The organism is Amycolatopsis sp. NPDC051716 (assembly GCF_040681595.1).
Classification (GTDB): Bacteria; Actinomycetota; Actinomycetes; order Mycobacteriales; family Pseudonocardiaceae; genus Amycolatopsis.
Genome location: NZ_JBFAZA010000003.1, coordinates 217,591 through 236,169 on the forward strand (window position 1 = coordinate 217,591; position 18,579 = coordinate 236,169).

At 72.5% G+C, this 18,579-nt stretch carries 21 protein-coding genes and 1 pseudogene; 10 read left to right on the top strand and 12 right to left on the bottom strand.

Annotated elements, in window-relative coordinates; translation table 11 throughout:
- The first annotated feature begins 199 nt into the window (after positions 1-199).
- The gene (locus AB0M30_RS05260) at positions 200-1,657 is read left to right on the top strand and encodes a glycoside hydrolase family 28 protein (RefSeq protein WP_364580500.1); all 1,458 of its coding nucleotides are present in this window, start codon (positions 200-202) and stop codon (positions 1,655-1,657) included.
- Positions 1,658-1,700: 43 nt separating this feature from the next.
- On the opposite strand, the gene AB0M30_RS05265 is transcribed toward AB0M30_RS05260, so the two are convergent.
- Positions 1,701-1,916 carry a hypothetical protein gene (locus tag AB0M30_RS05265; protein WP_364580095.1) on the bottom strand — a complete coding sequence of 72 codons (216 nt, stop codon included), beginning with the start codon at positions 1,914-1,916 and terminating at the stop codon, positions 1,701-1,703.
- Between the two features lie 144 nt (positions 1,917-2,060).
- Between AB0M30_RS05265 and AB0M30_RS05270 the strand changes: the two genes are divergently transcribed.
- Genes AB0M30_RS05270 through dmpG form a run of 3 tightly spaced genes read left to right on the top strand, consistent with a single transcriptional unit; the run spans position 2,061 to position 5,212 of the window.
- Complete coding sequence (locus AB0M30_RS05270) at positions 2,061-3,203, top strand: MFS transporter (protein ID WP_364580098.1); 1,143 nt, start codon at positions 2,061-2,063, stop codon at positions 3,201-3,203.
- A gap of 51 nt (positions 3,204-3,254) precedes the next feature.
- Complete coding sequence (locus AB0M30_RS05275; protein ID WP_360175219.1) at positions 3,255-4,154, top strand: acetaldehyde dehydrogenase (acetylating); 900 nt, start codon at positions 3,255-3,257, stop codon at positions 4,152-4,154.
- Complete coding sequence (dmpG, locus tag AB0M30_RS05280) at positions 4,151-5,212, top strand: 4-hydroxy-2-oxovalerate aldolase (protein ID WP_364580101.1); 1,062 nt, start codon at positions 4,151-4,153, stop codon at positions 5,210-5,212. The genes AB0M30_RS05275 and dmpG overlap by 4 nt, the downstream gene beginning before the upstream one ends.
- 12 nt (positions 5,213-5,224) lie before the next feature.
- Here dmpG and AB0M30_RS05285 read toward each other — a convergent pair whose 3' ends face one another.
- The 3 genes from AB0M30_RS05285 to AB0M30_RS05295 are packed head-to-tail and all read right to left on the bottom strand — an operon-like array spanning position 5,225 to position 7,910.
- A complete protein-coding gene (locus tag AB0M30_RS05285) occupies positions 5,225-5,389 on the bottom strand; it encodes a hypothetical protein (protein WP_364580104.1) in 165 nt (54 codons plus the stop codon).
- Positions 5,390-5,431: 42 nt separating this feature from the next.
- The gene (pip, locus tag AB0M30_RS05290) at positions 5,432-6,370 is read right to left on the bottom strand and encodes a prolyl aminopeptidase (RefSeq protein ID WP_364580107.1); all 939 of its coding nucleotides are present in this window, start codon (positions 6,368-6,370) and stop codon (positions 5,432-5,434) included.
- A 25-nt stretch (positions 6,371-6,395) separates the two neighbouring features.
- On the bottom strand, positions 6,396-7,910 hold the full coding sequence (locus AB0M30_RS05295) for an FAD-dependent monooxygenase (RefSeq protein ID WP_364580110.1): 1,515 nt from the start codon (positions 7,908-7,910) through the stop codon (positions 6,396-6,398).
- A 63-nt stretch (positions 7,911-7,973) separates the two neighbouring features.
- Here AB0M30_RS05295 and AB0M30_RS05300 point away from each other — a divergent pair, with 63 nt between their 5' ends.
- Together AB0M30_RS05300 and AB0M30_RS05305 are read left to right on the top strand one after the other, a co-directional pair.
- Positions 7,974-8,606: a TetR/AcrR family transcriptional regulator gene (locus AB0M30_RS05300; RefSeq protein ID WP_364580113.1), complete on the top strand. Its 633-nt coding sequence runs from the start codon at positions 7,974-7,976 to the stop codon at positions 8,604-8,606.
- Between the two features lie 203 nt (positions 8,607-8,809).
- Positions 8,810-9,064, top strand: coding sequence for a DUF1883 domain-containing protein (locus AB0M30_RS05305; RefSeq protein ID WP_364580116.1), 255 nt, complete (start codon positions 8,810-8,812; stop codon positions 9,062-9,064).
- A 47-nt stretch (positions 9,065-9,111) separates the two neighbouring features.
- On the opposite strand, the gene AB0M30_RS05310 is transcribed toward AB0M30_RS05305, so the two are convergent.
- Positions 9,112-10,575 carry an amidase gene (locus tag AB0M30_RS05310; RefSeq protein ID WP_364580118.1) on the bottom strand — a complete coding sequence of 488 codons (1,464 nt, stop codon included), beginning with the start codon at positions 10,573-10,575 and terminating at the stop codon, positions 9,112-9,114.
- Positions 10,576-10,684: 109 nt separating this feature from the next.
- Here AB0M30_RS05310 and AB0M30_RS05315 point away from each other — a divergent pair, with 109 nt between their 5' ends.
- On the top strand, positions 10,685-11,869 hold the full coding sequence (locus AB0M30_RS05315; protein WP_364580121.1) for a serine hydrolase domain-containing protein: 1,185 nt from the start codon (positions 10,685-10,687) through the stop codon (positions 11,867-11,869).
- Between the two features lie 83 nt (positions 11,870-11,952).
- Positions 11,953-12,555, top strand: a complete 603-nt coding sequence (locus tag AB0M30_RS05320; protein WP_364580123.1) for a LysE family transporter — start codon at positions 11,953-11,955, stop codon at positions 12,553-12,555.
- Here AB0M30_RS05320 and AB0M30_RS05325 read toward each other — a convergent pair whose 3' ends face one another.
- From AB0M30_RS05325 to AB0M30_RS05355, 7 genes are read right to left on the bottom strand one after another with little or no spacing between them, the layout of a single operon-like run.
- A complete protein-coding gene (locus AB0M30_RS05325; RefSeq protein WP_364580126.1) occupies positions 12,556-13,035 on the bottom strand; it encodes a methylated-DNA--[protein]-cysteine S-methyltransferase in 480 nt (159 codons plus the stop codon).
- On the bottom strand, positions 13,032-13,406 hold the full coding sequence (locus tag AB0M30_RS05330) for a hypothetical protein (protein ID WP_364580128.1): 375 nt from the start codon (positions 13,404-13,406) through the stop codon (positions 13,032-13,034). Before AB0M30_RS05330 ends, AB0M30_RS05325 begins: the two co-directional genes overlap by 4 nt.
- On the bottom strand, positions 13,403-14,116 hold the full coding sequence (locus tag AB0M30_RS05335) for a 2OG-Fe(II) oxygenase (RefSeq protein WP_364580131.1): 714 nt from the start codon (positions 14,114-14,116) through the stop codon (positions 13,403-13,405). Before AB0M30_RS05335 ends, AB0M30_RS05330 begins: the two co-directional genes overlap by 4 nt.
- A complete protein-coding gene (locus AB0M30_RS05340; RefSeq protein WP_364580134.1) occupies positions 14,113-14,706 on the bottom strand; it encodes a methylated-DNA--[protein]-cysteine S-methyltransferase in 594 nt (197 codons plus the stop codon). Before AB0M30_RS05340 ends, AB0M30_RS05335 begins: the two co-directional genes overlap by 4 nt.
- Positions 14,703-15,179: a sigma-70 family RNA polymerase sigma factor gene (locus AB0M30_RS05345; RefSeq protein ID WP_103338933.1), complete on the bottom strand. Its 477-nt coding sequence runs from the start codon at positions 15,177-15,179 to the stop codon at positions 14,703-14,705. The genes AB0M30_RS05340 and AB0M30_RS05345 overlap by 4 nt, the downstream gene beginning before the upstream one ends.
- Positions 15,180-15,214: 35 nt before the next feature.
- Entirely contained in the window at positions 15,215-15,979 is a 765-nt protein-coding gene (locus tag AB0M30_RS05350; RefSeq protein ID WP_364580137.1) for a putative protein N(5)-glutamine methyltransferase, read from the bottom strand.
- Between the two features lie 12 nt (positions 15,980-15,991).
- Positions 15,992-16,498 carry a L,D-transpeptidase gene (locus AB0M30_RS05355; RefSeq protein WP_364580140.1) on the bottom strand — a complete coding sequence of 169 codons (507 nt, stop codon included), beginning with the start codon at positions 16,496-16,498 and terminating at the stop codon, positions 15,992-15,994.
- Between the two features lie 449 nt (positions 16,499-16,947).
- Between AB0M30_RS05355 and AB0M30_RS05360 the strand changes: the two are divergent.
- A pseudogene (locus AB0M30_RS05360) lies at positions 16,948-18,155 on the top strand (cytochrome P450).
- A gap of 32 nt (positions 18,156-18,187) precedes the next feature.
- Positions 18,188-18,577 (top strand): hypothetical protein, encoded by a 390-nt coding sequence (locus tag AB0M30_RS05365; protein ID WP_103338937.1) that lies wholly within the window; start codon positions 18,188-18,190, stop codon positions 18,575-18,577.
- The last annotated feature ends 2 nt before the right edge of the window (positions 18,578-18,579 follow it).

An 18,579-nucleotide genomic window follows, 5' to 3' on the forward strand; every position in this document is an offset into this window, starting at 1 on the left:
TTGACTCATCCGATCTTTTGCCTTTAGCTTGGGTCGCGTTCCCGATCCGCCGTCGGAAGCAGTGCTTCTGCCGTTGCGTGACAAGGGAGATCTCGTGGGAAGAGCGTTGAGCCGCCGTCGTGTCGTCGCCTGGGGAGCCGCGGGCGCCGCGGGGGCCGCCCTGCCATTGGCCGCATCTCCGGTCGCCGAAGCCGACGAACTGGGCAGCTCGCCCGGCCGTTTCTTCGACGTCACGAAGTTCGGCGCGAAAGGCGATGGGCGCACCATCGACACCGCCGCGATCAACCGCGCGATCGACGCGGCCGCCACCCGCGGCGGAACCGTGTACTTCCCGGCCGGGACGTACGCGAGCTATTCGATCCACCTCAAGAGCAACATCGCGCTGTACCTCGGCGCGAACGCGACGATCCTGGCCGCCGCGCCGGCCGGCGGCCAGGGCTACGACCCCGCCGAACCGGGCGCGGGCAACCCGTACCAGGACTTCGGGCACAGCCACTGGCACAACAGCCTGATCTGGGGCGAGAACCTCGAGGACGTCACGATCGAAGGGCCCGGCAAGATCGACGGCAAGGGCCTGGTGGCCGGCGGCAGCGCGGAATCCGCGCCGCTCAACGGGAACAAGGCGATCGCGCTCAAGCTGTGCCGCAACGTGGCGATCCGCGACATCACGATCGTCAACGGCGGGCACTTCGGCATCCTGCCGACCGGCGTCGACAACTTCCGCATCGACGGCCTGGTGATCGACACCAACCGCGACGGCATCAACATCGACTGCTGCAAGAACGTCCGGATCGCCAACACCACGGTGAACTCGCCGAACGACGACGCCATCGTGCTGAAGAGCACCTACGCGCTGAACCAGGTGCGCGACACCGAAAACGTCACCATCGACAACTGCTTCGTCAGCGGCTACGACCTCGGCACGCTCGTCGGCGGGACGTTCAAGACCGCGGGGTACGGCCGCACGGGCCGCGTCAAGTTCGGCACCGAATCCAATGGCGGCTTCCGCAACATCGCGATCTCGAACGTCGTCTTCGAGCACTGCCGCGGCCTGGCGCTGGAGACGGTCGACGGTGGCTGGCTGGAGGACGTCACGATCAGCAACCTGACCATGCGCGACGTCCAGATGCCGCTGTTCCTCCGGCTGGGCGCGCGGATGCGCGGGCCGGCGGGGATCCCGGTCGGGTTCCTGCGCCGGGTGAGCATCAGCGACGTCACGACGATCGACGCGGACCCGCGCTACCCGTCGTGCCTCGCCGGGATCCCCGGTCACCCGATCGAAGACGTCAAGCTGAGCAACATCCGCCACCACCTCGCGGGCGGCCTCACCCCGGGCGACGCCGTGCAAAACCCGCCGGAGCTGGAAACCGCGTACCCGGAGCCGTCGATGTTCGGCACCCTCCCGGCGTACGGCTTCTTCGTCCGGCACGCCCGGGGAATCAGCTGGGACAACGTGGACGTGCGGTTCGGCAAGCCGGACACGCGACCGGCGTACGTCCTGCGGGACGTGACCGACGCCGACGTGCACCACGGCCGCGCGGACCAGGTGGCGGGCACGCCGACGTTCGTCCTCGACGACGTGGCCGATTTCCGGGTGAGTGACGGCCGTCCGGTGCCGGAGGCCCGGGTCGAGCACGCGGATCACCAGGAGCTGTAAGGAATTCCGGCCGGGCCCCGGCGCCGCCACGGGGCCCGGCCGGTCAGCGGCCGCGCAGCTTCGGGCGGGCCAGGCCGACGGCGGAGAGGACGATCAGGGCCACCGCGGCCACCGCCGCGATCACCGCAGGGACGGGCGCCCGGCCTTCGGTGCCGGTCAGGGTGAGGATGCTCGACAGGAGCAAAACCGCCCCCACGCCGAGAAAGATCCAGCACAGCGCAGCCGTTTCCGGGATGAAGTGCCAACGCCGTTTGGCCATCGCAACCTCCTCGATCAGGTGTGTCCGGGAATTGCCCCGGCCGGGAGTCGATCAAACCGGCGGAAATCCGCCATGACCCCGCGCGCCGATCAAGCCGTCGCAAACCTGCCAGCCTCGGCGATCCGCCACCGGTTGACTGGCCGCATGAACGCACCAGCACCACGGTGGCCGGCCGTCTTCGCCGTCACCGTCGGGATTTTCGCCATCGTCACGACCGAGATCCTGCCGATCGGGCTGCTGACGCCGATCGCGGCCGGGTTCGGCGTCTCGGCCGGGACCGCCGGCTGGACCATGACCGTGCCCGGGTTCGTCGCCGCCGTCGCCGCGCCGGTGGTCACCGTCGCGGCCGGCCGGGTCGACCGGCGGCTGGTGCTGGGCGGCCTCCTGGGCCTGCTCGCGGCCGCCGCCTTCCTCACCGCCGCCGCGCCCGCGTTCGGGGTGCTGCTGGCCGGGCGGTTCCTCGTCGGCGTCGTCATCGGCGGCTTCTGGTCGCTCGGCGCCGGCCTGGCGCCCCGGCTGGTCGGGACGGCCGCCGCCGCGCGAGCGACGTCGGTGATCTTCGCCGCGGTGCCCCTCGGTTCGGTGCTGGGCGTGCCGCTCGGCACCCTGGTCGGGCAGCTTGCGGGCTGGCGGACGGCGTTCCTCCTCCTGGGCGTCCTGAGCCTCGCGACCGCCATCGCCCTGGTCGTCCTCACCCCACCCTTGCCGCCGTCGGAAGCCACCCGGTTGAGCGTCCTGAGTGGACTCCTGCGGCGCCGTGGTGTCCGGAGTGGACTACTGGTGACCTTCCTCGTCGTCCTCGCCCACTTCGGCACCTACACCTACGTCACGCCGCTGCTGCGGGACCTCGTCCGGCCGGAGGTGCTCAGCGGTTACCTGCTGGCGTACGGCGTCGCCGGGATCGCGGGGACTTTCCTGGCGGGGCGCCACGGCAAGGGCTTCGCGCTCGCGGCGGCGGTGATCGCGCCGGCGGTCTTCGCCCTGCCGCACACCGGGCCGATCGGCGCGCTCGTGACCCTCGTGGCGTGGGGCGTGGCCTACGGCGCGGTGCCGGTCTACTCCCAGGCCTGGTTCGCCCGCGCCGCGCCGGACACACCCGAAGCCGCCACCGTCCTGTTCACCGCGTCCTTCCAGGCCACGCTCTCCGCCGGCGCGCTGGCCGGTGGCTTCGTGGCCGACGCGGTGTCGGTCCCGGCCGTGATGACCTGCGGGGGAGTCGCGGCCCTGCTCGCCGCGGTGGTGATTCAGGGCGCCGGCCGGCCGGCGCCGGACCGGGCGTTCCGGTGAACGGAACGCCCGACTGTCGTTCGCCGCGGCCACGGTGCGACCGTCGGGGACATGGCTCCTGTGATGGCGGCGATCGTCGGCCCCGGCAACATCGGCACCGATCTGCTGGCGAAGCTGCGACGCAGTGAAGTGATCGAAGTCGGCTACATGGTCGGCGTGGTCGAGTCCGACGGCCTCGAGCGCGCCCGGGCCCAGGGGATCGAGGCGTCCGCGGAAGGCGTCGACTGGCTGCTGCGCCAGGATCGGCTGCCCCAGCTGGTGTTCGAGGCGACGTCGGCGAAGGCGCACGCCGCGAACGCCCCGAGGTACGCCGAAGCCGGCATCCAGGCGATCGACCTGACCCCGGCGCACCTCGGCCCGATGGTGTGCCCGCCGGTGAACCTCGGCGCGCACCTCGACGCGCCGAACGTCTCGATGATCACCTGCGGCGGCCAGGCCACGATCCCGATGGTGCACGCCGTTTCCCGGGTGACCGCGGTCCCGTACGCCGAGATCGTCGCGTCGGTCGCTTCGCGTGGAGCGGGCCCCGGGACGCGGGCGAACATCGACGAGTTCACCCGCACGACGTCGCAGGCGGTGGCCGAGATCGGCGGTGCCGGGCGGGGCAAGGCGATCATCATCCTGAACCCGGTCGAGCCGCCGATGATCATGCGGGACACGGTGTTCTGCGCGATCGGCCTCGACGCCGACCGCGAGGCGATCACCGCGTCGATCCACGAGATGGTCGACCAGGTCCGCCAGTACGTGCCGGGGTACGCGCTGCGGGCGGACCCGCAGTTCGACGACGCGCGGGAGGAGTGGGACGGCAACGCGCGGGTCGGCATCTTCCTCGAGGTCCGCGGCAACGGCGACTACCTGCCCGAGTACGCCGGGAACCTGGACATCATGACCGCCGCGGCCGCCCGGGTGGGCGAGCTGATGGCCCGCGCGAAGCAGGAGGTGCCGGCATGAGTGAGCTGGCGAACGAATCAGTGGACACCCGCCGCCCGGAGCTGAAGCACGACGTGCGGATCGTCGACACGACGCTGCGCGACGGCAGCCACGCGATGGCGCACCGCTTCACCGAGCAGCAGGTCCGGGACACGGTGCGCGCGCTCGACCGCGCGGGTGTCGAGGTGATCGAGGTGACCCACGGCGACGGCCTCGGCGGCTCGTCGTTCACCTACGGCTTCTCCGCCGTCGACGAGCTCAAGCTGATCTCGGCGGCGCGTGAAGAGGCGAAGCAGGCGAAGATCGCGGTGCTGCTCGTGCCGGGGATCGGCACGGCCGAAGACCTGCGGCGCGCGTTCGACGCGGGCGCGGAGATGGTCCGGGTCGCGACGCACTGCACCGAAGCCGACGTCTCGCCGCAGCACTTCGGCCTGGCGCGCGAACTCGGGATGGAGACGGCCGGCTTCCTGATGATGGCGCACCGGACACCGCCGGAAGACCTGGCGAAGCAGGCCCGGATCATGGTGGACGCGGGCTGCCAGGCGGCGTACGTGACGGACTCGGCGGGCGCGTTGCTGATGCACGAGGCCCGCGCCCGCTTCGAAGCCCTGGTCGCCGAGGTGGGCGACACGGCGTGGGTCGGCTACCACGGGCACCAGAACCTCTCGCTCGGCGTCGCGAACTCGGTCCTGGCTTACGAGGCGGGCGTCCGGTACATCGACGGATCGCTGTGCGCACTCGGCGCGGGCGCGGGCAACTCGCCGACGGAGGTCCTGGCGGCGGTGTTCGACCGCCTGGAGATCGACACGGGCCTCGACGTCGGCGCCCTGCTCGACGCGGCGGAGGAGGTGGTCCGCCCGTACCTGCACCGCTGGCCGAAAATGGACCGCAACGCGATCGTCCAGGGCTGGGCCGGGGTGTACTCGAGCTTCCTGCTGCACGCCGAGCGCGCGGCGGAGCGCTACGGCGTCCCGGCGCAGGCGATCTTGCGCCGGTGCGGCGAGCTCGCCTTGGTGGGCGGGCAGGAGGACATGATCATCGACGTCGCGGTGCAGCTGGCCGCGGAGGGCCAGGCCTGACAGGGCACGCGGTCAGCGCGCGAAGCGGTCCAACGCGGTGAGCTTCCAGGCGCGTTGGACGTCGCTCGCCCGGTGCCCGGACCGGTCGGCCGCGCGGGCTTCGCCCAGGTCGCGGTCGCGACCAGCCCACCGCGCAGCGGTGGAGACCGAGACCTGGATCGTCCGATCACGTGTCACGACGATCGCAACCGCCCCGGACAGAACACCTAGGCGCCGCGGTCAGCCCGCGAAGCGGTCCAACGTGGTGAGCTTCCAGGCGCGTTGGACGTCGCTCGCCCGGTGCCCGGACCGGTCGTCGACGAGCAGTTCGGCGCCCGGCCACGCCTCGGCCAGCTCCCACGCCGTCGTGACCGGGCAGCTGAGGTCGAGGCGGCCGTGGATCAGCACGCCGGGGATGTCCGCGAGGCGCCCGGCGTCGCGGATCACCGCGCCTTCCTCGAGCCAGCCGGCGTGCGCGTAGTAGTGGGTGGTGAGCCGGGTGAACGCCAGCAGCGCGTCGTCCGGCGGTCCACTGTGGACCTTTTCCGGAGCACCCGGTTCGAGGGACAGCACCGTTTCTTCCCAGGCGTTCCACGCGAGGGCGGCGCGGTCCCGCCGGGCCGGGTCCGCCAGCCGGCGGGCGTAGGCGCCAACGACGTCGTCGTCCCCGGCAACCTCGCGGAAGCGTTGCCACGCCTCGGGGAAGAAGCGGCCGGCGCCGCGGTACAGCCAGTCGATCTCGGATCGGCGCGTGGTGCTGATCGCGCTGACCACGATCTCCGTCACCCGGTGCGGGAAGCGCTCGGCGTAGACCAGCGCGAGCGTCGTGCCCCACGAGCCACCCGTCACCAGCCAGCGTTCGATGCCGAGGTGCTCCCGCAGCCGTTCGAGGTCGGCGACGAGGTGGTTCGTGGTGTTGTGCCGCAGCGACGTCGCGGGGTCGGCCGCGTGCGGCAGGCTCCGGCCGCAGCCGCGCTGGTCGAGCAGCACGACGCGATACCGGGCCGGGTCGAACATCCGCCGCATGCCGGGCGGGCAGCCCTGGCCGGGGCCGCCGTGCAGCACGACCGCCGGTTTGCCGTCCGGGTTCCCGCAGGTCTCCCAGTACACGTGGTGCCCGTCGCCGACGTCGAGCAGCCCGTGGGCGTAGGGCTCGATGGGCGGGTGGAGTCCGGTCACCCGCCCATCCTGCCCGGTCCGTGCGTCAGGCGGGTGCGCCGAACCACCTGCGCAGCGCCGCGTCGAGGCCGGCGGTGGAACCGTCCTCGCGCGCCCAGGCGATGTGCCCGTCCGGCCGGACCAGCACGCCCGTCAGCGCCGGCTCGCTGTCGCACTTCGCGGTCAGCACCCCGACCCGGCCGGCCCAGCCGCTCGCCGTCTCGCGCAGGTCGCCGTGGTCGGCGAGGTCGAGCAGGAGCGCCTTGCCGTCCTGGAGACGCTCGCCGAGCCGGGTGCCGTCGGCGAACGCGAAGTCGGGCGCGGCGCGGCCGGTGAGGTCGTGCTCGCCGTCGATCGGATACCGGTGCAGGACCCCGGAAAGCTTCTTCGCGAGGTAGGTCGCGCCGTCGCCGGTGAGCAGGAGATCGGTGAGGACCTGGCGCAGCGCCTTCGTCCGCACGTCGCTGCGCATCAGCGCGACCTGCGCCCGGGTCCACTCGAGGACCCACTCGCCGATCGGGTGCCGCTCGGTCGTGTAGGTGTCGAGCAGGCCGGCGGGGGCCCAGCCGTGGATGGTGGCGGCGAGTTTCCAGCCCAGGTTGACGGCGTCGCCGATGCCGAGGTTGAGACCCTGCCCGCCGAAGGGGGAGTGCACGTGGGCCGCGTCCCCCGCCAGCAGCACGCGGCCCTGGCGGTAGGAGGTCGCCTGGCGCGCGTTGTCGGTGAAGCGCGTCGCGCTGTGGACCTTCGTCACCCGGATGTCCGCCCCGGACACCCGCCGGAGGCTGTCTTCGAGCTCCTGCGCGGTGATCGGCGCGTCTCGGTCCACGGGCGGCCCGTCGAATTCGACGGTGAGGAACCGGCCGGGGACCGGCCCGACGACGTAGAGGCCGCCGGTGCCGTGCTGCCACCCGGCGGGCAGCACGTCGGCGCCGGTCAGTTCGGCCATCGCCTGCCGCCCGGTGATGGCCGGATCGGTCCCGGGGAACTCGAATCCCGCCAGCTTGCGGACCCGGCTGCGTCCCCCGTCGCACCCGGCGAGCCACCCGGCGCGCACGGTTTCCCCATCGCCGAGCTGCACGGTCACGCCGTCGTCGTCGGCGTCGAACCCGGTGAGCTCGACACCGCGCCGGATCTCGACCCCCAGTTCGGCGGCCCGCGCGGCGAGGATCGCCTCGACGGCCTGCTGCTGGATGACGACCACCCGGGCGGCGGGCCCGACGTCCCGGAAGGCGGGATCGGTGAAGTCGACCCCGCCTGAGGTGACCATGATCCCGGCGAAGTGCCCCACCGGGACGGCCTTGGGCCCACCTCCGCCGCGTGATTCGAGGAACTTCTGGATCTGCGCGAAGTTCTGCCGCACGACTTCGTCCATTGCGGGCAGCAGCCCCCGCCGGTAGAAGGCTTCGGCCGTGGTCAGGTTGACCGACCCGGCCTTGATCGTCTGGTCCGGCTCGGGCAGCCGTTCGACGACGAGCACGTCCACGCCCGCCAGCCGCAGTTCGCAGGCCAGCATCAAGCCGACCGGTCCGCCCCCGGAGATCACCACATCCCTGTTCATGGCTCCGATGATGCCCGGAAACTTTTACCGAGTCGAACTTTTGGTTCGGTCTATACTCTGGGCATGCCGGATCCGGGACTGCGCGAGCGGAAGAAGCAGGCCACCCGCCTGCTGATCTCCAACGTGGCCACAGGCTTGTTCGTCGAGCGCGGCTTCGAGGAGGTGACCGTGGCCGAGATCGCCGAGGCGGCGGGCGTCTCGAAGATGACGGTGTTCAACTACTTCCCGCGCAAGGAGGACCTGTTCCTCGACCGCCACGCGGACCGCCTGGCGGAGCTGACCGCGGTGGTGCGGTCCCGGCCGGCGGGGGTGTCGCCGTGTGAAGCACTGCGTCGTCACCAGCACGAGCTGCTGGCCACAGGACACCCGCTCTCGGGCGCGATCGCCGGTGGCCCGGGCTTCTGGTGGGTGCTGACCTCGAGCCCGGCGCTGATGGCGCGGTGGTACGAGCAGGAGCGCGAGATCGCGGACGCGTTCGCTTCGGTGCTCGTCGAGGAGACGGGTGAGGCGTTCCGGTCCCGGATGGTGGCGGGCTTGCTGACGACGGCGATCACGACGGTGTTCGCGCACGCGATGGGCCGGATCATCGCGGGCGACGACGCGGAAGTGGTCCGGCGGGAGCAGGTGGCGGTGGTCGACCAGGCCTTCGACCTCGTCGAACACGGAGTGGGTGCGTTCCCGGGTGAGGCGGGCTGACGCCGGCGCGGTTTCCGGCGGAGAACGTCGCCTGAGGTCGATCTCACTCCACGTCTCCGGTTCGTTTGTTTCGCCCTTCTTGTTTTGTAACACCGCGACATTCGATGGCGATCGACACGCACAAGGTATTGGCGTTTTCCGGGGTGGACTCTGGTGCGTGATGAATCGTCGCGGTGGGGATTATGGTGCGGTGGGAACCGGTCGTGGTGGATCTGGGTTGGGTCCACCGGGCGGCTGTGGTGCGCGTGCGTCTTGACGCCGTGGTGAACGTTCGCCTGCTGAGCGCGGAGAACGTGGAATCCTATCGGCGGAGAAGTGCTTATCGGATGGTCGGCGGGGTCGCGACGAATCGACAGCTGGACATTCGAGTCCCGTCCGACGGGCATTGGTACATCGCCGTCGACACCGAAGGATTGACGGCCGGAAAATTTCGGGTGGACGTCACCGTTGTTTCGTGACTTTCCCTTGGGCCGTGCCGGACGCGCCGGTTTTCCCGATCGCGAGACTAATTCAGCGGCGGTCGGCGCCCGGCCCACGGCCGGGCCCGCTCCAGCTGGCCCGCCAGCCGCAACAGCGTGTCGTCGGCGCCGAGCCGGCCGACGAACTGGGCGCCGATCGGCAGCCCGTCCGCGGTCCAGTGCAGGGGGACGCTCATCGCGGGCCGGCCGGTGAGGTTGGCCAGCTGGGTGTAGGGCACCCAGCCGAGGTTGTCGGAGATCATCCGTTCCACCACGGGCGTGTGCCGCAGCAGCCCGGCCGCTCCGGCGGCGAGCAGGGCCCGCTGCGCCGCGCGCAGCGGCGCCGGGGATTCGAACGCCCCGATCCGCGGCGGCGGGGTGGCCGTCGTCGGGGTCAGCAGGAGGTCGTAGGACTCGTGGAACCCGGCGAGCCGCCGGGTGTGCTCGTGGCGCCGTTCGATGGCGCGCACCAGGTCGACCGAGCTGGTGGCCCGTCCCAGCGCGGCCATGGTGCGGGTGTCGAGTTCGAAGGCCGTGTCGCCGGCTCCGCTCGCCGCCCGGCATTCCGCCATCGCGTGCGCGCAGCTGACGAACCAGCTGGTCAGGAAGTCGCGGGCCAGGGCCGCGTCGTCGAACGGCTGCGCGGACAGCTCCACCACGTCGTGCCCGAGTTCGTCGAGCAGAGCACCGGCCGCGCGCGCGGCGGCGACGGCTTCCGGGTGCGGGGCCGGGTTGATGGCGCTGGCGGTGCACAGCGCCACACGCAGCCGGCCCGGGTCGCGCCCGGCCTCGTCCGCGAAGGGAGTCCGCGGACCGCCGGCGAGGTAGGGCGAGAGCGGGGTCGGACCGGCGAGGACGTCGAGCATGGCCGCGGTGTCGCGGACGGAGCGGGAGATCACGCCGTCGGTGGCGGTGCCGCCGAGTCCTTCGGCGCGCGACGGCCCGGCCGGGATCAGCCCGCGTGACGGCTTGAGCCCGAACAGACCGCACGCCGACGCCGGGATCCGGATGGAGCCACCACCGTCACTGGCCCCCGCGCACGGCACGATCCCGGCGGCGACCGCGGCGGCCGCACCACCGGAGGACCCGCCTGGCGTGTGGCCGGTGTTCCAGGGGTTGCGGGCGGCTCCGAACAGGTCCGGTTCGGTGATGCCCTTGGCGCCGAATTCGGGGGTGTTGGTCTTGCCGAAGACGACCAGCCCGGCATCGAGCCAGCGCTGCACCACGGTGCTGGTCTCGGCGGCGGGTATCGCCGCCATCGACCGTGAGCCGCCGCTGGTGGGCGTTCCGGCCAAGTCCTGGTGGAGGTCCTTGATCAGGAACGGAACGCCGGCGAAGGGCCCGTCCGGCGCGGCCGCGGGCGGGTCCACCGCACGCACGACGGCGTTCAGCCGCGGGTTGACCCGCGCCAGCCGGGCCCGCGCCGCCTCGAGCAGTTCCGCCGGGGTGACCTGGCCTTCGCGGACCAGGGCGGCCAGGCCCACCGCGTCGTGGTTCGGGTAGTCGTCCATGGGGAGATCCTGCCGCACGCGACGGCGTTTCCGGTCCGGTGCACTCCCTTACCGAGCCGGCCGGTCTGCGCTACCGTCGGAGGGGGCCGCAGACATCCGGGGGGAAATCATGCGTCGAATGGTCGTCTCCGCCGCTTGCGCCGTGCTCGTGTTCACCGGCAGCGGCACCGCTGTCGCCGCCGCGGCCACGGACCCGCGGCAGGCCGCGCTGGACACCGCCGTGCAGGCCGGGAACGTGGGGATGATCGCCGTCGCCACGGATCCGGCCGGCCGCTGGCGGGGGCGCGCCGGGGTCGGTGACGTCGTCACCGGGGCGAAGCCCGACACCGGCGGCCGGTTCCGCATCGCCAGCGTGTCCAAGACCTTCACCGCGACACTCGTGCTGAAGCTGGCCGCGAAGGGCCGGCTGGGGCTGGACGAGCCGATCGCGAAGTACCTGCCCGGCCTGCTGCCCTACCCGGAGCCGATCACCGTCCGCCAGCTGCTGCAGCACACCAGCGGCCTGCCGCGGGACCTGGCGCCGCAGTACACCTGGACGACCCTGGCGGAGGTGGACACCGAACGGTTCGAGCACTTCGGCGAGGTGGAGGCGATCCACGACAGCACCGTGCAGCCGCTGCTGTTCCCGCCCGGCACGAGCTGGTCGTACTCCAACACCGGCTACAACGTGCTGGCCCTGCTGGTGGAGAAGCTCACCGGCCGCCGGTTCGAGCAGGTGCTCGCCGACTGGATCACCGGTCCGCTGCACCTGGCCGACACGTTCCTGCCGCGGGACTTCCCGCTGGTGCCGCACCCGGCCATCCGCGGCTACGAGCAGCTCTACCCCGCGCCGCACGGGCTGACGGACGTCACCGTCTACAACTTCAGCCGCTACTTCGGTGCCGGAAACATCATTTCGAGCGCGACCGACCTGAACCGCTTCTTCCGCGCGCTGTTCGACGGCGAACTCCTGCCGGCCGACGTGCTCGCGCAGATGAAGACCACGGTCCTGTGGCCGGGGCAGGGCGGCTTGCTCAGCTACGGGCTGGGGCTGATGCGCCTCTCCCTGGCCGGCATCTGCGGCCCCGGCGCCCCCGATGTCTGGGGCCACGCCGGGGACGTGCCGGGGTACAGCACGTGGAGCATGAGCGAAGACACCGCGACCCGCCAGATCACCGTCGCGTCCAGCCCGGACCTGACCGCGTCACCCGCTGCGGCGTCCGGCCGCATCCTGGCGATGGTGACGGAGTTCTGCAGCCCGGCTCTCCCCGAAGCCCAGGCGCACGCCGCCCAGCTGCAGGCCGCGGTGCACTGACGGCCGCTGGACATCAGCAGCGCTAACGTTACGTAAGGATCTTTAGCTGGAGTAATGCAGCTCCTCGGTCATACCGTGTCGGGGTGCTGCCTCTCCTGCTGGCCGGATTCGGAACCGGCCTGTCCCTGATCGTCGCGATCGGCTCCCAGAACGCCTTCCTGCTGCAACAAGGCCTGCGCGGCGGAGCCGTGGCGCCGCTGGTCGTCATCTGTGCCGTGTCCGATCTCGTGCTCATCGGGCTCGGGGTCAGCGGGATCGGGGCCGTGCTGGCGCAGTGGCCGACCGCCATCGGGGTCATCGCCGTCGGGGGTGGGCTGTTCCTGCTCGGCTACGGCGCGCTCGCCGCGCGGCGGGCGTTCCGGCCGTCCGTCATGACCGTCGGCGAGGACCGCACGCCGCTGCGGAAGGCCGTGCTCGCCTGCGTGGCCTTCACCTGGCTGAACCCGCACGTCTACCTCGACACGGTCCTGCTGCTCGGCTCGGTCGCGGTCGCCCACGGCGACGGGCGGTGGCTGTTCGGCCTCGGCGCCGGAGTGGCCAGCGCCGTCTGGTTCAGCGCCCTGGGCTTCGGGGCGCGGCGGCTGGCCGGCGTGTTCGCGAAGCCGATGGCCTGGCGCGTGCTCGACGTCGTGATCGCCGTGACGATGACCGGGCTGGGGGTGACGCTGCTGCTCGGCCGGGTCTGATCACCAGAGCCCCGAGGCCGGTGGCCGCTCCAGGTCCAGGAGGAACGCCTTCCGCTGCACCCCGCCCGCGTAGCCCGTGAGCTTCCCGCCCTTGCCGACGACGCGGTGGCACGCCACCAGGATGCTCAGCGGGTTGCGCCCGACCGCCGCGCCGACGTCGTGCGGCAGGCCGCCGACCGCCCGGGCCAGCTCGCCGTACGTCGCCGTGGCGCCGTACGGGATCTTGGCGAGCTCGGCCCACACCGTGCGGTCGAAGCCGGGGCCGTCCGCCCGCACCGGCACGTCGAACACCGTGCGCCGGCCGGCGAAGTACTCCGCCAGCTGCTGCGTCGCCTCGGGGAACGCCGTGTCGTCGCGCTCGCCGAACGTGGTGCGGTCCGGGCGGGTCCAGTGGTTCGGGAAGTACAGGCCGGTCACGACGGCGCCGTCGCCGACGACGGTCAGCGGGCCGATCGGGGAATCCACCACAGCGTGTTTCATCGGTTCTCCCAAGTAGTCCCGTCCGCGCGGGCGCCGCGCAGGCCGGGGAGCGCGCACCCTTCCAGTGCCGAAGTCGCGATCGTCCGATGTGGACTCCACGACGTCGACAGCAGCAGCCGCCGGTTCATGCCGGCCCAGCCCGCCGGGGTGGCGGCGACCACCCACGCGTCCGGCTCCGGCGCCGCGAAGCGGCGGGCCTGGCGCAGCCACGACGCCGCCGTTTCGGGCCAGGTCACCGTGGCCAGCACCAGGCCGCCCCAGGCCGCGGCGATCCGCTCGCCGTCGGGCCGGGAGGCAGCATCCGTGCCGATCACGATGTGCCGCGCCCGGCCGAGCAAGCCCAGCAGCGCCGCCAGTTCGAGCGAGGTCATGCGGCGTCGTGGAACACGAGGCCGAGGGTGTGGCGGCGGCCCGACCGGACCACCGAAACGCCGTGGCGCACCGGGGCCGCCGACCAGCCGCGGGCCGAGCGGACCGGCCTGTCCCGGGTGGTGAACACCAGGCCGTGGCCCTGGGGGATGAGCGTCGCCGTGCCGCGTGACTGCGCGCGTGGCCGCTGCTCCACCAGGAGGAACTCGCCGCCGGTGTGGTCGGTGCCCGGATCGTTCAGGTTGATCACCACCTGCAGCGGGAACACCTTGTCGCCGTAGAGGTCGCGGTGCAGCGCGTTCCAGCCGCCGGTGTCGTAGCGCAGCAGGATCGGCGTCGGCCGCCGCTGACCGGAGGCGTGGCACACCGCCAGCCACTCGTCCAAAGTGGACGGCCACTCGGCCGGCCGGCCGAGGCGCGCGGCCCAGTCCTGCGCGATCGGCAGCAGCCGCGGGTAGAGCGCCTGCCGCAGCCGCTGCACCGGTTCGGGGAACGGCGAAGCGAAGTAATGGTAGTCGCCGTTGTCCCCGAAGCGGTGACGACGCAGGTTCACCGTCGCCCGGAAGTGCGCCGGTTCGTCCCACAGCTCGACCAGCCGCGCGCACTCGGCCGGGCTGAGCAGCCGCGGCAGCAGGGCGCTGCCGTAGTCGTCGACCTCGGCGGCCACCGCGGCCCAGTCGGCCGCGGCGACGCGCTCCTCGAACGTCGTCACGCCGCCTCCATCGTCAGCAAGGCCCGCTTGGCTTCTTCCCCGCCGGCGTACTGCCCGTACGACCCGTCGGACCGGACGACCCGGTGGCACGGCACCACCACCGGCAACGGGTTGAGCGCGCACGCGGTGCCGACCGCGCGGACCGCCTTCGGGCTCCCCGCCGCCGCCGCGACCTGCGCGTAGCTTTCCGTGTTCCCGTAGGCGATCTCGGCCAGGTGAGCCAGCACGGCCCGGCGGAACCCCCGCGCCAGCCGCAGGTCCAGCGGGACGTCGAAGGCGTGCCGCTCGCCGGTGAAGTACTCCTCGAGCTGGCGGGTGACCTCCTCGAACCGGGCCGGGGTCCGGAGGATCCGCGGGCTGATGATCGCCGCCAGCTCGGCCAGCACGCCGTCGTGGTCCTGGCGGTCGAAGGCCACCCTCACCAGGCCTTCCTCGGTCGCCGCCAGCAGCAGCGGCCCCACCGGGGAGTCGACGATGTGGTAGGCGACGTCCAGCAGTCCCCGGCGGGCGGCGTCGGCGACGAGCCGCTCGTGCATCGGGTTCGGGTCGAGCAGGACCTCGTTCGTGAAGAACTGGAACATGTCCGTCATGAGTGCGCTCCTTCCAGGGGGTAGCAGGCTCGCAGCGCTTTGACGCCGTCGGCCGCCGCCCGGCGGGCGGCGTCGGCGGTGCCGCCGGTGATTTCCGCGATTTCGCGGTACGGCAGCCCGGCCAGGTAGTGGTAGGCCACGGCGAGGCGTTGCTTGTCCGGCAATCTCGCCAGCGCGTCCCACAGGTCGCCGTTCCACGCGTCCGCGCGGCCCGGCCGGTCCGGGACGTCCCCGACCGGGACCGGCCGGCGGGCCTGCGCGCGGGTGACGTCGACGGCCTTGCGGTGCGCGATCGTGACGAGCCACGCTTGGACGTTCGCGTCGGCGGGCAGCTCCGGGTACGCCTTCAACGCGGCCAGGAAGGTTTCCGACCAGGCGTCTTCGGCGTCGGCGGACCCGAGCACGGCCCGGCAGACCCGGAGGACCATCGGCCCGTGCTCGGCCACGACTTGCTCGAACGGTTTCACGATCACACCAGGTAGACGTCCGGGAGCGCCGGAACGTGAGGTCACGGTTCCGCGGTACCGGTCACGACGGTCGCGCCCAGCTCGTCGCAGGAGTGCACGCGCGGCGACAACCCCGCCGCCGCAAGGATTTCCGCGAGCACCGGCGCCTGCCGCTCGCTCGATTCGATCAGCAGGGTCCCGCCCGGAGCGAGCCAGCCCGGCGCGCCCGCGGCGACGCGGCGGGCGAGGTCCAGGCCGTCCGCGCCGCCGTCGAGCGCCACCAGCGGCTCGTGCAGGCGCGCTTCCGGCGGCATCGTCGCGACGGCCTCGGTCGGGACGTAGGGCACGTTCGCCAGCAGGACGTCGACCCGGCCGCGCAGGGCCGACGGCAGCGCGTCGTAGAGATCGCCCCGGTGGACGTGGGCGTCCGGGAGGTTCAGCCGGGCGCACTCGACCGCGGCGGCCTCGACGTCGGCGGCGTGCAGCTCACGCGGCGGCCGCGCGGCGGCGAACGCGGCGCCCAGCGCCCCGGAGCCGCAGCACAGGTCGAGCACCACCGGGTCCGGGGGCGCCAGCGAGACGGCGACGTCGACCAGGTACCCGGTGCGGTGGCGCGGCACGAACACCCCGGGCCGCACGGTGACGCGCAGGCCGTGGAACTCCGCCCAGCCCAGCAGGTGTTCCAGCGGCAGCCCGGCGACCCGGCGTTCGACGAGCGCACCGAGTTCCGCGGGGGACGTGGCCGCGGCGACGAGGAGATCGGCCTCGTCTTCGGCGAACACGCAGCCCGCGGCGCGCAGCCGGGAGACGACAGTGGGAGTGTCCAACAGGGAAGGAGCCTACAAGACCTGCACCGCGTCCCCGACGTTCAGCCCGTCGAAGAACGCCGCCGCATCGGCGTCGGTCAGGTGGACGCAGCCGTGCGAGGGCGCGTCGAGCGGCCCGGCGTGGAAGGCGATGCCGCCGGCGGCGAAGAACACCGAGTTGGGCATGTCGGTGCCGTACTGGCTGCTGCGGTGCTCGCGGTCCTTCCAGGCGACGCGGAACGACCCGGCGGGTGTTGCCTGGTCGGGTGGCCCGAACCCGGCCGGGACCGGGCCGCGGACCACCTGGCCGTCGCGCAGCAGCCAGGCCAGCCGCTGCGGCAGGCTCACGCACGCCCCGGTGGTGACGGCGCACGGCGGCGCGGGCGGGGGCGGGGGCGGGGTGGTCGTGGTCGGCGCGGCCGGACTGGTGGTCAGCGGCTCCGGCTCCGCGATCGGGCTCGGTGTCGTGGTGCGCGGCGCCGAGCAAGCAGCCGTGACCAGCACCGCACCCAGCAGGGTCACCACCTCGGTCCTGCGCATCCGTCGTCCCCTTCGCCTAACGTCCTGCCGGGGATCAGTACGGGTGAACGGCCCCGAAGGTTGAGCGCCGATGGGTTACCCCGGACGGGCGACGGCGAACCGCCGGAGACGACTCTCCGGCACCGGGCTCCGTCACGACCCAGCGCCAGGCCGGGGGCGCCGCTGATGATGATCACCGCGTCGGCGATCGCCGCCGCGATGCGCAGGCTGATCGCGACCCCGGCGGCGGGAGTCGGCTTTCCGGTCCACTTTGGAGCGTCGGCCGGACCTGCCAGGCGGAATCCGGGGCGCGAGGGTGGTTCGGGGCGGCGGTTTCCCGAGCCGGGGCTTGGCCTCCGGCCCCGGTAGCCACGTCCGGTGAGTACCGTGGATCGCGGGGGCCGGGGGAGCGGCCGGTGACCGGCCCGTCCGTGTCCGCGCCGATCGGCCGCGCGCCCGGGAGGAGAACCATGACCGCCACCACGGATCGCCCGCGTCTGCCGTTCGCGCGGCCGAACGTCCTGGAAATCGCGCCGCTCTTCGAGGTGCTGCGCCGGCAGGGACCCGTGGTCGCCGTGACCACTCCGGCCGGGGATCCCGCCTGGCTGGTCACCGGGTTCGAACAGGTCCGGAGCGTCTTCACCGATCCGCGGTTCGGGCGCTCGCACCCGGCGCCGGAGGAGGCGTCGGCGCTTTCGGACGCCGCGATCCTCAGCCGGCCGCAAGGGGACCACGAGACCGAGCACACCGACCACGCGCGGATGCGGCGGATGCTCGTACCGGCCTTCTCCGCCAACCGGATCCGGCGGCTCGCCGGCCACGTCCAGGAACTCGCCGACGGCTGCTTCGACGCCATGGACCGGGCCCGCGACGCCGGCGGCCCGGTCGACCTGCACGAGCACCTGTCGTTCCCGCTGCCCGTGCTGGTGATCTGCGAGCTGCTCTGCGTCCCGTCCGAAGACCGAGACACCTTCCGGGTGCTGTCGGACCGGATGGGCCGGATGGACATCGGCGACGGCGCCGGTGCGGCGCTCGACGAGTTCGCCGCCTACATGAGCCGGCTCGCCGCCACGAAGCGGCGCGCTCCCGGCCAGGACGTCGTCTCGGACCTGGTCCGCGCGCAGGCCGGCGATCCGTCGTTCGGCGACGACGACCTCGCCCGGCTCGCCGCCGGCCTGCTGTTCGCCGGCCACGAGACGACGTCCAACCGGATCGACCTTGGCGTGCTCTACCTGCTCGCCGACCTCACCCGCCGGGATGCGCTGGCCGCCGACCCCGACGGGCGGGTGCACGGCGTGGTCGAGGAGATCCTGCGGCTGTCCGCCCGGGCGGGCTCGGCGTCCTGCGGTACGCGCACGACGACGTCGAGCTCGGCGGCGTGGAGATCGCCCGCGGTGACGCGGTCGTGCTGGCGCTCGGGGCCGCCAACCGGGACTCGTCGGTGTTCCTCGACGCGGCGGCGTTCGACCCCGGCCGCAAGGCGACCTCGCACCTCTCCTTCGCCTACGGCGGCTGGTTCTGCATCGGCGCCAGCCTCGCGCGCACCGAGCTGCGCGTCGTCTTCGGGTCGCTGTTCCGGCGGTTTCCGGGGCTGCGCCTGGCCGTCGGCGTCGATGAACTCCAGGTCCGGACCAACCGTGTCACCGGGGGAGTGGACCGCGTGCCGGTCCTCTGGTAGACCAACGGCGGTCGTGAGCGGAGGATTAAGACGTGACGTTGTGGGACAAGCTCGGGATGGACGACAAGCTCATCAAGGTGCTCAAGGAGATCCCGCCGGGTCCCGACGCCGCGGAGTTCGGCCCGGCCTACGTCACGATCCACCAGCTGGCCGTCGAGCTGGACCAGCGGTTCCCCGAGGTGCGCAGGCAGCTGGACGTGCCGCTGGGCGGCGGCGCGACCCGGCACGCCGGTCTGGTCGAGCTGCTCGGCAAGGAGCTGGTGGAGAAGATCAAGCGCTACGGCGACGTCTACCCGATCGAAGCCGCGCAGCTTTCGTCGGTCCGGTTCCGCGAGGTGCGGCTGCGCGGCCCGGGCGGCCGGGACCTGGTCGGGGCGTCGAAGACCGACCTGCCGCTGATCCGCCTGCGGCCGAAGGACTGACG

Excerpts from the sequence above, each read along its gene's own strand:
- AB0M30_RS05265 (WP_364580095.1), bottom strand. The coding sequence starts at position 1,916 with ATGGCCAAACGGCGTTGGCACTTCATCCCGGAAACGGCTGCGCTGTGC.
- AB0M30_RS05270 (WP_364580098.1), top strand. The coding sequence starts at position 2,061 with ATGAACGCACCAGCACCACGGTGGCCGGCCGTCTTCGCCGTCACCGTC.
- AB0M30_RS05275 (WP_360175219.1), top strand. The coding sequence starts at position 3,255 with ATGGCTCCTGTGATGGCGGCGATCGTCGGCCCCGGCAACATCGGCACC.
- dmpG (WP_364580101.1), top strand. The coding sequence starts at position 4,151 with ATGAGTGAGCTGGCGAACGAATCAGTGGACACCCGCCGCCCGGAGCTG.
- AB0M30_RS05295 (WP_364580110.1), bottom strand. The coding sequence starts at position 7,910 with ATGAACAGGGATGTGGTGATCTCCGGGGGCGGACCGGTCGGCTTGATG.
- AB0M30_RS05300 (WP_364580113.1), top strand. The coding sequence starts at position 7,974 with ATGCCGGATCCGGGACTGCGCGAGCGGAAGAAGCAGGCCACCCGCCTG.
- AB0M30_RS05310 (WP_364580118.1), bottom strand. The coding sequence starts at position 10,575 with ATGGACGACTACCCGAACCACGACGCGGTGGGCCTGGCCGCCCTGGTC.
- AB0M30_RS05315 (WP_364580121.1), top strand. The coding sequence starts at position 10,685 with ATGCGTCGAATGGTCGTCTCCGCCGCTTGCGCCGTGCTCGTGTTCACC.
- AB0M30_RS05325 (WP_364580126.1), bottom strand. The coding sequence starts at position 13,035 with ATGAAACACGCTGTGGTGGATTCCCCGATCGGCCCGCTGACCGTCGTC.
- AB0M30_RS05330 (WP_364580128.1), bottom strand. The coding sequence starts at position 13,406 with ATGACCTCGCTCGAACTGGCGGCGCTGCTGGGCTTGCTCGGCCGGGCG.
- AB0M30_RS05340 (WP_364580134.1), bottom strand. The coding sequence starts at position 14,706 with ATGACGGACATGTTCCAGTTCTTCACGAACGAGGTCCTGCTCGACCCG.
- AB0M30_RS05355 (WP_364580140.1), bottom strand. The coding sequence starts at position 16,498 with ATGCGCAGGACCGAGGTGGTGACCCTGCTGGGTGCGGTGCTGGTCACG.